The sequence below is a fragment of the Acidisoma silvae genome (assembly GCF_020618775.1).
Lineage (GTDB): Bacteria > Pseudomonadota > Alphaproteobacteria > Acetobacterales > Acetobacteraceae > Acidisoma > Acidisoma silvae.
The window spans coordinates 31,213-43,539 of sequence record NZ_JAESVB010000006.1; the positions used below are offsets into that span (position 1 = coordinate 31,213).

At 63.0% G+C, this 12,327-nt stretch carries 13 protein-coding genes; 6 read left to right on the plus strand and 7 right to left on the minus strand.

Annotated elements, in window-relative coordinates:
• Window positions 1-277: 277 nt before the first annotated feature.
• Window positions 278-1,663, plus strand: coding sequence for a hypothetical protein (locus ASILVAE211_RS14365; RefSeq protein ID WP_227322027.1), 1,386 nt, complete (start codon window positions 278-280; stop codon window positions 1,661-1,663).
• Window positions 1,664-1,831: 168 nt separating this feature from the next.
• Here the strand turns inward: ASILVAE211_RS14365 and ASILVAE211_RS14370 are convergent, their stop codons facing one another.
• From ASILVAE211_RS14370 to ASILVAE211_RS14380, 3 genes are all read right to left on the minus strand, one after another.
• A complete protein-coding gene (locus ASILVAE211_RS14370; protein ID WP_227322028.1) occupies window positions 1,832-2,803 on the minus strand; it encodes a glycosyltransferase family 2 protein in 972 nt (323 codons plus the stop codon).
• Window positions 2,804-2,890: 87 nt separating this feature from the next.
• The gene (locus ASILVAE211_RS14375) at window positions 2,891-3,847 is read right to left on the minus strand and encodes an acetyl-CoA carboxylase carboxyltransferase subunit alpha (RefSeq protein ID WP_227322029.1); all 957 of its coding nucleotides are present in this window, start codon (window positions 3,845-3,847) and stop codon (window positions 2,891-2,893) included.
• A 125-nt stretch (window positions 3,848-3,972) separates the two neighbouring features.
• Complete coding sequence (locus ASILVAE211_RS14380) at window positions 3,973-4,422, minus strand: hypothetical protein (protein ID WP_227322030.1); 450 nt, start codon at window positions 4,420-4,422, stop codon at window positions 3,973-3,975.
• 337 nt (window positions 4,423-4,759) lie between these two features.
• Here ASILVAE211_RS14380 and ASILVAE211_RS26340 point away from each other — a divergent pair, with 337 nt between their 5' ends.
• The 3 genes from ASILVAE211_RS26340 (at window position 4,760) to bfr (ending at window position 7,349) form a co-directional block, all read left to right on the plus strand.
• Window positions 4,760-6,352 carry a transglycosylase SLT domain-containing protein gene (locus tag ASILVAE211_RS26340; RefSeq protein WP_406566068.1) on the plus strand — a complete coding sequence of 531 codons (1,593 nt, stop codon included), beginning with the start codon at window positions 4,760-4,762 and terminating at the stop codon, window positions 6,350-6,352.
• Between the two features lie 182 nt (window positions 6,353-6,534).
• On the plus strand, window positions 6,535-6,723 hold the full coding sequence (locus ASILVAE211_RS14395) for a (2Fe-2S)-binding protein (protein ID WP_227322031.1): 189 nt from the start codon (window positions 6,535-6,537) through the stop codon (window positions 6,721-6,723).
• A gap of 140 nt (window positions 6,724-6,863) precedes the next feature.
• On the plus strand, window positions 6,864-7,349 hold the full coding sequence (bfr, locus tag ASILVAE211_RS14400) for a bacterioferritin (protein ID WP_227322032.1): 486 nt from the start codon (window positions 6,864-6,866) through the stop codon (window positions 7,347-7,349).
• A gap of 77 nt (window positions 7,350-7,426) precedes the next feature.
• Here bfr and ASILVAE211_RS14405 read toward each other — a convergent pair whose 3' ends face one another.
• Window positions 7,427-8,266: an alpha/beta fold hydrolase gene (locus ASILVAE211_RS14405; protein WP_227322230.1), complete on the minus strand. Its 840-nt coding sequence runs from the start codon at window positions 8,264-8,266 to the stop codon at window positions 7,427-7,429.
• Window positions 8,267-8,603: 337 nt separating this feature from the next.
• Between ASILVAE211_RS14405 and ASILVAE211_RS14410 the strand changes: the two genes are divergently transcribed.
• Together ASILVAE211_RS14410 and ASILVAE211_RS14415 are read left to right on the plus strand one after the other, a co-directional pair.
• A complete protein-coding gene (locus ASILVAE211_RS14410; protein ID WP_227322033.1) occupies window positions 8,604-9,053 on the plus strand; it encodes a MarR family winged helix-turn-helix transcriptional regulator in 450 nt (149 codons plus the stop codon).
• Window positions 9,054-9,272, plus strand: a complete 219-nt coding sequence (locus ASILVAE211_RS14415) for a type II toxin-antitoxin system CcdA family antitoxin (RefSeq protein ID WP_227322034.1) — start codon at window positions 9,054-9,056, stop codon at window positions 9,270-9,272.
• An 84-nt stretch (window positions 9,273-9,356) separates the two neighbouring features.
• Here ASILVAE211_RS14415 and ASILVAE211_RS14420 read toward each other — a convergent pair whose 3' ends face one another.
• From ASILVAE211_RS14420 to ASILVAE211_RS14430, 3 genes are read right to left on the minus strand one after another with little or no spacing between them, the layout of a single operon-like run.
• Window positions 9,357-10,460 carry a class II histone deacetylase gene (locus ASILVAE211_RS14420; RefSeq protein ID WP_227322035.1) on the minus strand — a complete coding sequence of 368 codons (1,104 nt, stop codon included), beginning with the start codon at window positions 10,458-10,460 and terminating at the stop codon, window positions 9,357-9,359.
• On the minus strand, window positions 10,460-12,067 hold the full coding sequence (locus tag ASILVAE211_RS14425) for a GMC family oxidoreductase (RefSeq protein WP_227322036.1): 1,608 nt from the start codon (window positions 12,065-12,067) through the stop codon (window positions 10,460-10,462). The genes ASILVAE211_RS14420 and ASILVAE211_RS14425 overlap by 1 nt, the downstream gene beginning before the upstream one ends.
• Complete coding sequence (locus ASILVAE211_RS14430; protein WP_227322037.1) at window positions 12,064-12,297, minus strand: hypothetical protein; 234 nt, start codon at window positions 12,295-12,297, stop codon at window positions 12,064-12,066. The genes ASILVAE211_RS14425 and ASILVAE211_RS14430 overlap by 4 nt, the downstream gene beginning before the upstream one ends.
• Window positions 12,298-12,327: the final 30 nt, after the last annotated feature.

Here is a 12,327-nt window from a genome sequence, read left to right on the forward strand (position 1 = left end):
ATTGCAGCTTCAGACATGCCTGCTTGTCCATGCAATTTTATGATCGCAATGATTAAATGCCCGATCGATGGCGTCGGCAATGGCAGAAAACGCCCAGCGAGGCCGGAAAGCCGCCCCTCGGCCGGGTCTGGACCCGCCCCCAGCCATGTCACGTGCATGACACTGCTGAAAATGAATTGACCATTTCTGTCGATGCCGTACCAATTTTCCGTTAACTCCTGCATGGCGGCGCTCGCGGGCTGTTTCCGCCGGGCATCCAGGGCGATAAGGTCTAGACATGAATTTCTATCTCCTGTCCTTCCACGGCACCCTGCTCAGCCGCGTTCCTGGCAGTTCCGAGGTGACGCAGGTGCCGCTCAGCCCTGGGCTTGACCGCGACGACCTTCTGCGCGTTCCGCTGGACCCGGACAGATTCCGCCAGCCTTATGCCGATTTCATCGAGCAGAAGCCGGTGGCGGCCGAGGCGGCCGATATTCGCCATCTGGGCGCCTGCGACATCCATCCTTTCCCAGACACGCGCACCGTCGCCCTATCCAGGGACGGGTTTTACGCTGGCCTTCCGCCCCAGGGGCTGTTGGAGATCAACCGCAGCGCGGTACAGGACTGGGAGCGCTTCCTGCCCTGTTCGGACGCGGACCTCGATTTTCTGCTGGCCTTGTCGAAAGACCGCTGGATCATCAAATCGACCCGCGCTTTGGTCGAGCCCGGCGCCATCGGCCTCGGCCAGGCATTCAGCCTCAACATCGGGCCGCTCGCCATCCCGCTGAACTACAATCTGCCCTTCGAGCAGAAACATGCGCCCTTCCGCTTCACGGTTCTGTCGGAGGGATGGAAGATCAATGAAATTCTTCTGTTCAGGCCTTTGATCTATTACCTCGCTTTCGGCGAGGACAATGTTTTCCAGCAACTGTCCTACAGCCTGATCTCACTCAGTCTCGCCGCGCAGTATCGCGGCAAGGTCTGGATCTATTCCGACAAGGATGCGGGGGAAATCCACCGCGCGATGCACTGGATGGCGCCCGACCAGCTAACAGCGAAGCCGCTGATCGCCAGTGACTGGGTCGGCTTTGTTGCCGGCAAATACTGCATCCTTGAGGATGAAGCGGCCGATGCCTATCAGCCCGTGGTCTATATGGACCCGGACATCATCTACAATGCCGATATTCAGCCGATGCTGATCGCCATGGCCGTGTCCGAGAAGATGACAGCGCCGCTCGAGAGCTTTTCCGGCCTGGAACATGCGCCCTCCGTCGGTGCCGCCCTGTTGCAGCATGACCATGAGCATCCCGGCTTCGCCAGCGGGTTCAATTGCGGCACCATCGGCATTCCCAACCTGCCGAGCCAGCGGCACCATCTGCGGCTGATCCGCCGCCTGATCTGCAATATCCTGGGCCAGCGCGGGCGCAGCGCGCTGCACTGGGTCGATCAGGAGGTCGCCAATTATGTGTCGTACAAAATGGCCCATTTCGAAACGCACGAGATTTCGACTTACGTGCGCTATGGGTTCGAAGGGCCGCCGCCTGTGCCGACCGAACCGCTGAGCGGACTGGTGCATTTCTGGGGCATCGCCCGCGCAGGCCGCCCGCAGGTGATGCGCGACTATCTGGACCGCGTCCTAAAGCGGCAGGAAGCCGCGCGGAACGACGGTACGGCCAAGTCCTGACCTCACGTCAGAGTCTGTGAGGTTTTGATTGAAACATCGTCATTCCCGCGAAAGCGGGAATCTTCTGGCTGAGGCTGCGTCATGAAAGAAGATGCCCGCCTGCGCGGGCATGACGGTTAAGGGCAATACTAACGAAGGCCGCCAGACTCCAGGAGCCTTGCCCCGGCGTCAGAGGCGGGTATCGCGCTCGGGCAGCGCCGGCGCGACCTGGACCGGAACCGGGGCCGCAACCGGGACGGGCGCCACTACAGGCGCGGCCGCCCGCGCCGCCGCGACGGTTGCCGCGATCATGCCCAGTTCCACCATCTTCGCCCGCACCTGAGGCGCCCAGCGCAAGGCCGTCGCGTCGAAGACCTCATTGCGGTCGTGATGGTCCCAATCCTGCTCCGAGCGCCAGAAGACGTCGCGCAGCCGCGACAGGCGCATCTTTTCATCCCAGCGGCCACGCCAGCGGCAGAAATAGTGGTTGACGCGCCAACCGTTCAGGCTAGGAAAATTCTCGGTATAGGCAAAGGGCTGCACCGCGCTGCCATGTTCGGACATGCGCCAGACGATCTCATCGCCATTCGCCGTGTAATAGGGATGATCGAGGACGAAACCATGCGCGTGCAGCACGTCTTTGACGGCATGCGGGCGCACGATGGATTTGATGTGACGGTTGACCGAGAAACCGTCCTCGGCCCGGCAGAGAAAGGCCTGCTGCATCAGGCTTGCCGGTTTCGTCATATGGCCGGAACTGCCGAAAATCGCCCAGTTCAGCCCGATGGCGGCATGGTCTTTGTGGCGCGCCAGAAAATCTGCCAGGCCTTCCTGGCCGGCAGGCGTCCGTGGGTCCGCCGCCGCATTGGCGATGAATTCATCGGCATCCAGAAAGGCGCACCATTCGGCGTTTTCGGCGCGCATCAGGTCCAGCCCCGCCGCGAAAGCGGCCTTTTGCGGCTCGCCGGACGCGGGCTGCCAGGACTGCACGGTCACCGCCGGGATTTGCCGGGTCACGGCCTCGATCTTGGCGCGGGTCTGATCTTCGCTGCCATTGTCGAAGATATGAATGCGGTCGAAACCGAGCGTGAGGTGGTGGGCGATCCACTCCTCGATACTATCGGCCTCGTCGCGCACGCATGTGACGGCAGCGATCGTCATCGGCACGCTCCTTCGCAGTCGAGCCTTCGCAGTCGGGCCGATCCTGCCTCGTGCCCCGGACCCGCTTTTGTGCGCGGCCGAACCGGGTCAGGCTAGGCCTTCACGACCCATGGCCAAGAATTTTTCGCGCCGCCGCGCCTTCAAGGCTTCCGGCGTCTGGCTCAGAAGCGGGGCGAGCGCGGTGTTGATGGCCTCGCCCACCGCCGCCATCGTCTCGGCCGGCGCGCGATGCGCGCCACCCAAGGGCTCGGGGATCACGCCATCGATCAGGTCGAAGCGGCGCAGATCGTCTGCCGTCAGCTTCAGCGCTTCGGCCGCCATGGGGGCCGCCGCCGCGTCGCGCCACAGGATGGAGGCGCAGCCTTCCGGCGAGATGACGGAATAGATGGAGTGTTCCAGCATCAGCACGCGGTCCGCCGCGCCCAGCGCGATGGCGCCGCCCGATCCGCCTTCGCCGATCACCGTCGCGATGAAAGGCACCGGCGCCGCCAGCCCGGCTTCGATGGCGCGGGCGATCGCCTCCGCCTGGCCGCGCGCCTCGGCATCGACGCCGGGATAGGCGCCGGAGGTATCGATGAAGCTCAGAATCGGCAGGCGAAAATGCCCGGCCATTTCGACCAGGCGGCGGACCTTGCGATAGCCTTCCGGCCGGGCGCTGCCGAAATTATGCTTGATGCGGCTTTCGGTATCCGTGCCTTTCTCGGTGCCCAGCACCATGACGGCATGACCATTGAAGCGGCCGAGACCGCCGACAATGGCCGCATCCTCCGCGAAAGCGCGGTCGCCGCCGAGCGGCGTATAATCGGTGATCAGCGCGCCGATATAGGACAGAGCGCGCGGCCGATCCGGATGGCGGGCGACCAAGGTCTTCTGCCAGGGCGTCAGCTTCGCATAAAGCGTACGCAGCTGGCGGTCTGCCTTTTCAGACAGGCGGGTAACCTCATCGGCAATGCTGAGCCCCTCGGGGCCGGGCATCCGCCGCAGCTCCTCGATCTTGTTCTCAAGTTCGGCGAGCGGCTTCTCGAAATCCAGGAAATGACGCATGGGCTGTGCTTAGCGGAATTTTCTCAGGGGGCAAGGGCTTGACGTGCAGGGAAGCCGCCAGGGCAACCCATACGGGGGCCCCGGCAGAGGCTTAGCGCGTGATGACCGTGGGGACCAGAGCCCGTTCAGCTTGTCGGCGTGGTATAGCCGGGCCGGGCGATCTGTAAGCGTGGGACGGTCAGCAACACGACATGGGCGCCGACCGTCACCCCGGTCATGTCGGACTGAACGACGGAGACGATGCCGCCCTGGGCGGTGCGAAGGATGACCTCCGCCTGATCGACGGGGGCGCTGCCAGTGCTGCCCATGGCGGCGAGGATGGCGCCTTCCCCTTGCGGAGCGGCAGGCGGCACCGGCCGGATGGCGAGAACCGTCGCCGGCAGGCGATCCGTGGCCGCCGAACCGGGCGAGACTGAAACCACACGCGGCGCGGGTGCCGCGCAGCCGGCGAGCCCCACCAGCGATGCCAAAGCAATTCCCAAAAAAGCAAATCCGGTGCCGACCAGACCTGCCCTGACATCGCGCGAAATTGTGATGATGCTATCCTCGCTGCCGCTTGGCTTAGCTTTTTGCATTAATCGCAATCTTTTCGCCATGACGGCCTCCGGTCGATGCTGGTTCATGTTGCACCAAACTTTGTATTCCATTAGTGCGTTAGGGCAGATTCCTGACCAGCAGGATTAAGCAATCTTTGAAGACGACGGCAACACGCCGTCGTGACTCAACGGCTCCCTGGGCCGCGCCACGACGGAGGCTGCTGTGACCGCGCCCGATGCTCCTAGAGAAGTGACCGATTCTGGTCTTGTCGGCCAGGGTTGTCTTTCCCGTGCATCCGCGACCGTGGCGATTTCCGCGTCCTCTCCCGTTGTGAGCCGTGGGGCAAGACATCTGCGTTTTGGCCTGGGCCTGGCCATGATGGGCCTGCTGGCCGCCTGCGCGGGGCATCACTCCCACTTGTCGTCCTCGCAGCAGGCCATCCAATATAAGGACAATGCGAGCGGCAATTACGCCCCGCCCGGTCCGCCCAGCGATCCCTGGGGGCCCTATATTCTGGCAGCCTCCAGCCGCTTCGATGTGCCGCCGAGCTGGATTCGCAGCGTCATCCACGTTGAATCCGGCGGCAACGAATATATCAACGGCCAGCTCGTCACCTCCGGCCCCGGTGCCATGGGATTGATGCAGCTGATGCCCGATACCTATCAGGAGCTGGAGGCCCAATACGGACTGGGCAACGATCCCTATAATCCCCGCGACAATATCATGGCCGGCACGGCCTATCTGCGCGAGATGTACGACCTCTTCGGCTCGCCCGGCTTCCTGGCGGCCTATAATGCCGGCCCGCAGCGCCTCAATCAGTATCTGACCGATGGACGCCCGCTGCCGGCGGAGACAACGCATTACCTGGCGATGATCGAGCCGCATATCGAGGGCGACATGCCGGGCGGCCGTTCGCCGGCCGACCAATTCGCCATGAACAGCATGACGGCGCCCAGCGCCGCGCCCTATAACGGCGGCGGCGCCAGCGACCCGAACAGCCTGGCCAATACGGGCGGCGGTCTGGTCGGCGGCGCCGGCTATCTAGGTGGCAGCACCGGCAGCCATGGCGGTGCCGGAGCGATGGTGGCCATGAACCAAGTGCCGACCGTCGCCCCCATCGCCTCGTCCGACGACAGCGGCGATTCCAGCACCGACGCGCTCAATGCCCAGCAGGTTGCCAATCACAGCGCCGGCTTGCTCGCCAATGGCGGCGGCGCCGTGCCGGCGGATTTGATGGTCGCCAGCAACGACCCGCGCCCCAGCCCGGCCCAGGTCGATCAGCAGGAAGCGGCGGCCGACGCCGCCGTCGCCGGCGGTCAGGTCAATGCGCCTATCCAGCAGGCTGCGAATTATCAGCCGGCGGTCAGCGGCGGCTATCAGCCGGCGGTCGTCGAGCAGTCTCCGGTCGCGGCCGCGCCGCTGCCGGCGACCCAGCCCACCTTCCAGGTCGCACCGAGCTATCAGAATGAGGCGGCCCCGGCGGCCGTGGTGCCCAGCGGCACCCATCTGGCCCAGAACGCGATGCCCCCGCCGCCGGCACCCAGCTATTACCAGCGCCCACGCGTGATCGCGTCCGGCGGCGTGCAAGACCTCTCGTCCGAGGTCAACCAGCCGATGACCAGCACGCCCTATCAGCCGCGCGCCGCGACTGGCCTGCATCTGATCGCACCGGCGGAAGCCGCCCCCATGGCGGGCTTCGGCGGTGGCCAGGGCGGCGGCTGGGGCATTCAGGTCGGTGCCTATGGGTCCGCCAATGACGCGCGTCATGCCGTGGAAGCCGCGCGTCATGCCGAGCGCTATCAGCTTGCCGCCGCCCATTCCATCGTGATGCCGGTGCAGGTCTCGCAGCACACGCTGTACCGGGCGCGCCTCGCCGGCCTGTCACAGAATGCGGCGGTCAATGCCTGCCAGGGCATTCGCGGACGTTCGCCCTGCATGGTGCTGTCGCCGGACGCGATCGGCGACTGATCCCCCGCCCTTTTAGCGTTTCAACGAAGGCCCCGTGTTCTGCACGGGGCCTTTTTTGTTTCGCCCGTGCGCGCGAGCGGTGCTGGATTGCGAAAATGATAATTATTCGCACTTCCACCCCAGGACGCGTTCCGCTATGTAAATGCAAGTCACTCGCAATTGCAGACGTGGAGACGCCGACCGTGTATGTCTGTCTATGCAATGCCCTGACCGATCGTCAGGTGAAGGCCGCCGCTGAGGCGAGCAATGCGACCCGCCCGAGCGAGGTCTATGCCGCCTGTGGCTGCCGTGCCCAATGTGGCAATTGCATCAAGAAGCTTCTGCAATTGATCCGCACCGACGAAGCCCCCGCTTCTCTCCAGGGCGCCTGATCCGCCTGGGCTCCAAAAAACCCTTTGAATCTGCCACTTGATCCGCTGCAACCACCTAAGCGATAAGCAGCGACAGCCCGGCATCGGGTCTGCCGCCGCACGGTGTTGCGGCGAATAATCATGAAACGGTGGAGAGACCGATGTTGCGCGATCCGAAAGTAGTCGAACATCTCAACACCCAGCTCACGAACGAGCTGACGGCGATCAACCAGTATTTCCTGCATGCCCGCACGCTACAGCATTGGGGCGTGACCAAGCTCGGCAAGCATGAATACGCCGAGTCCATCGAAGAGATGAAGCACGCGGATGAGCTGATCAAGCGCATCCTGTTCCTGAACGGTCTGCCGAACGTCCAGCGCCTCAACGCCATCCAGGTCGGTGAGACGGTGGAGCAGATCCTGCAGGCCGATCTCAATATCGAGCTGAAGGCGACGCAGGACCTGCGCGAAGGCATCGCCTATTGCGAGAGCGTGCGCGACTTCGTCTCCCGCGATCTTCTGGCCGAAATTCTGGAAAACGAGGAAGAGCATCTCGACTTCCTCGAACGCCAGTTCGACCTCATCAAGCTCATCGGCCTGGAAAACTACATCCAGCTCAATTCCGCGCCGGCGCCCGAACAGGAATAACCTGTTTCCATCCGACGCTGACCACATAAAGACGGGGCGGCACCGGCTGGTGCCGCCCCTTTTCGTTTCAGGCCAGTTTACGCTTTGATGAAGGCCAGCAGATCCTTGTTGATGACCTCGGCATGGGTCGTCGCCATACCATGCGGATAGCCGGGATAGGTCTTCAGCGTGCCGTGCTTCAGCAGCTTGATCGACAGCAGCGCGGAATCGGCGATCGGCACGATCTGGTCATCCTCGCCATGCATGACGAAGGTCGGCACCGCGATCGTCTTCAGGTCTTCGGTGAAATCGGTCTCCGAAAAGGCCTTGATGCAGTCATAATGGGCCTTGGTGCCGCCCATCATGCCCTGACGCCACCAATTGCGGATGACGCCTTCCGAGACCTGCGCGCCGGGGCGGTTGAAGCCGTAGAAAGGCCCGCTCGGGACATCGAGGAAGAACTGCGCGCGATTGGCCACCTGCGCAGCACGAAATCCGTCAAAAACCTCGATCGGCAGGCCGCCCGGATTGGCTGCCGTCTTCAGCATGATGGGCGGCACCGCGCCGATCAGCACCGCCTTGGCGACCTTGTTTTTGGTGCCGTAGAGGGCGACGTAATGCGCGACTTCGCCGCCGCCAGTGGAATGGCCGACATGGACGGCGTTTTCCAGGCCCAGATGCGTCGACAGCGTATCGACGTCAGCGGCATAGGTATCCATCTCATTGCCGGTATCGGTCTGGGTGGAGCGGCCATGGCCACGGCGGTCATGGGCGATGACGCGATAGCCTTCGGCCAGGAAAAACATCATCTGCGCGTCCCAGTCGTCCGCGCTCAGCGGCCAGCCGTGATGGAAGACGATCGGCTGCGCCGTCTTCGGTCCCCAATCCTTGTAGAAGATCTGCGAGCCGTCTTTGACGGTGACGAAACTGCTACCCATGGTGGAATGCCCTCCGGTGTGATGATGCGGCGTGACAGGCGTCTTTTCGGCGGCACCGGCAGAGCCGGTCGCTGCGACGAAAGGGAGTGCCGCTGCGGCGAGGCCCAAGCCTACCTGAACCAGCCCGCGGCGCGAGGTGTCATTGTTCGAAAGTTCCATGACGATCGATCCTATTAATGTCGCGATATTCATTATCGCGGTAAACACTTGTTAGATCGCCTCGAAACTGCCGTCAATCCATTAATTATCGCGATATGTATTTTTATGGTATAAGTCTGATATTGCATGCCATACGGCCATGCACCTGTCCTGATTCCAAGACTTAGAGGGCCTGCCCGTGCCTGCTCCGCTCAACGACCAGATTTGCTACACGCTTTATGCCACCAGCATGGCCGTCACCCGGCTGTACAAGCCGATGCTGGACGCTATGGGCATCACCTATCCGCAGTATCTGGTGCTGAACGCTTTGAACGAGACGGACGGGCAGAGCATCGGCAGCATTGCCGAAGTGCTGTCCCTGGAATCGAGCACCGTCACGCCTCTGGTGAAGCGGCTGGAACAGGCCGGGCTGGTGACACGGCAGCGCAGTCGCGAGGATGAGCGGCTTGTCCAGGTTTCGCTGACGGAGGCCGGCCGCGCGCGGCTGACGGACAGCAATTGCCTGAACGTCGCGCTGCTACAGAGATCAGGCATGACCTTCCCGGAGATCAATGCCCTGAACCGCGAGTTGCAAGCCCTGCGGGACATTCTGGTCGAAGGTCAGGCTGCCACTAAGGAGGGGGAGTAGTTGTCCAAGGTAACTAACCTAGCCCTGCCTGACGCTCTGCTGGTGGAAGCGCGCGCATTGGGTCTCGATGCCGCGCAAATCTGCGAACGCGTATTGCGCAATGAGATTGCCTTAGTCCGCACCGCCCAGTGGCGTGAAGACCATCGGCAAGCGCTTATGTCGTCAAACGATTATGTCGAACACAATGGTCTGCCTTTGGAGGAGTTTCGGCAGTTTTAACGCGTTCCAGTTTTCATTGAAGCAGCGTCATCTCCGCGCAAGCGGGGATAACGCTGATGCGATTTCGATCCAGTACGAACGACGCTAACCCGGAATTTCCGGGATCAGCGCCGCGACCTCGTCCAGAATGGCCGACTGCCAGGGCTGCAATTCCTGCCCGCCCATGCTGGCGAAATGCACGAACGGATCGGGCGTCGCCGGTAGTTCGGCCAGCGTCTCCATCACCGCCAGACCGCACCAGGGCGCATAGGCCGGCGAATAGCCGCCCTCATGGCTGAACATCAGACGGCCGCCGCAAAGCGCGTTCGCTGCCTGCACCATGCGGGCCGTCATTTCCCGATAGGTTTCCGTCACCAGCATCTGCCGGCCCAGCGGGTCCATGGCACAGCCATCGAAGCCCGAGGGCACGATGATCATCTCGGGCTTGTACTGCGCCAGCGCCGGCAGTACCACGCGGTCGAAAGCGGCCAGATAGGCGCCATGGCCGGAGCCAGGCGGCAGCGGAATATTGATATTGGCGCCGAAGCCGGCCCCTGCCCCGCGCTCGCCGATCGCGCCGGAGTCGCGCGGGTAGTTACGATCCTGATGCAGCGAAATCGTCAGCACGCCGGGGTCATCGTAATAGATGGCCTGCGCGCCATTGCCGTGATGCACGTCCCAATCGACCGTCGCGATGCGCGTGACGCCATAGGTCTTGCGAAGATGCTCGATGGCGATCGGCACATTGGCCAGCAGGCAGAAACCGCGTCCGCGATCACGCTCGGCATGATGGCCGGGCGGGCGCACCAGCGCATAGGCCTGATCAAGCTCGCGGGTCCAAACCTTGTCGGCCGCCTCGATGCAGCCGCCGGCCGAGAGCAGCGCGATTTCCCAGGAATCCTTGCCGATGGGGGCGAGCTCGCCGCCGTCGCCGAATCCCAGCGCGCTCATCGCCTTCACCCGCTCGATATAGTCGGGCGTATGAATGCGCAGGACTTCTTCCTCCGTCGCGGCGCGCGGCTTGATGGTGGTGAGGTGATCCAGCACGCCGGTCACGTCCAGCAGGTTGCGCATACGGCGCTTGGCGGCCGGATTCTCGATATGGATATCGGGTTCCAGAAAACCGCCGGCCGGCATGGAGCCCGCCGCCATGCCGGTATTGTGCCACATATAGCGTTCGTGCCAGACGAAACCGATCTTCTTGGCCATTACGCGGCTGCCTTCTCTAACCCTGGTGCAGCACCCATGAAGATCGCGGCGCGCTCGGCCACCATGATCGTGGGTGCATTGGTATTCCCGGAAATCATATTCGGGAAGACGCTTGCGTCTGCAACCCTCAACCCCTCAATGCCGTGAACGCGAAGCTTTGGGTCCACCACCGCACCGGCATCCACGCCCATGCGGCAGGTACTGGTTGGATGGTACAGCGTCGTGCATTGCCCACGGATAAACTCGCCGATCGCCTCATCCGTCACCGCTTCCGCGCTCGGCGTCATCTCATGCGCGATCAGCTCCGCCAGAGGCGACTGTGCGGCAATGCGGCGGTTGAGCTTCACGCCGGCGATCATCGTTGCCAGATCATAGCCGGAAGGATCGGAGGAGAAGTATTTCGGATCGAGGCTTGGGTATTCCAGCGGATCGGCCGAGCGCAGGCGCAATTCGCCGTTGCTCTTCGGGCGCTGCAAGGTTGCATGAAGCGTGATGCCGGGACCGGAGGCCATATAGCGCGCATGATCGCGATGGCCGGAGATGACGCCATACAGCTGAATATCGGGTTCCGCGACATCCGGCGCCGTTTTCACGAAACCGCCGGCCGCGACCCAGATGGAGGACAAGGGCCCCTGTTTCGTTGCCAGCCACTCTTCCGTTGCGGCATCAAGTTCGGCGCCCGTCATGCCGCCGATTCCGATCTTGTCGCGCGCGGCGAAGCTGATCGGGATATTGATGTGGTCACGCAAGGTCTTGCCGACACCCGGCAGATTATGGACGGAAGCGACACCGACTTCGGCCAGTTCATCGGCCGGGCCGATGCCCGACAGCAGCAGCAATTGCGCCGAGCCGATGGCGCCGGCAGAAAGCACGACCTCATCGGCATAGATCGTTTCCGGCACGCCACGATCCAGAATGGTGACACCCTTGGCGCGGCCGTTTTCGATCAGGATGCGCGTGGTGGTGACACCGGTGCGCAGCGTGAGATTGGGCCGGTCCAGCGCCGGGCGCAGATAGGCCTTGCCGGTGCCGAAACGCTCGCCGTCCTTCACGGTCTGCTGGAACCAGCCGACCCCTTCCTGAACCGCGCTGTTGAAATCGGTATTGTTCGGGAAACCGGCCGCCTGCGCCGCCTGGTGCCATAGCACTTCATGCGGATCGACATAGGCAGGATCGGAAATCGTCAGTTCCCCGCCCGCGCTATGCAAAGGCGCATTGCCGAGGCGGAGATTGCTTTCCGATTTGAGAAAGACCGGCAGCACGTCCTGCCAGCCCCAGCCGGCGCAGCCTTCGGCCGCCCAGCCGTCATAGTCGGACGGCAGGCCACGGATATAGATCATGGCGTTCAGCGCGCCCGATCCGCCGACCATCTTGCCGCGCGGCCAATAGATGCGACGTCCCCGGCAGCCGGCTTGCGGCTCGGTATGATAGCCCCAATCGACATTGGTATTGAACATGGCCGGCCAGTTGGCCGGAATATCGGAATTGAGCGGCGCGGCACGCCCTGCTTCCAACAGCAGGACGCGCCGGACGGGATCGGCCGAAAGGCGGTTCGCGAGCACGCAACCGGCAGAACCGGCGCCCACGATAATGGTGTCAAAGCTCATGGCGTGGAGACCCGGAAGGCTCCCCGCTTTTCGTCATCGATATAAGCGGCGATGAGGCTGCCGCAGATGAAGGCCGTCAGCACAACAAAATAGACGATGGAACAGGGAATGCCGGCAATCAGTGGCGTCGGCCCGCCCGCTATCCAATAGACGGGCGGAAAGAGAGCCAGCACGGCATCAAGCACGAACCAGATACTCACGAAGCTGGAGCGCGGTGTCACGGAAACCATGGCTTTGCCTTTCTGCTTCTGTCCGTGCCG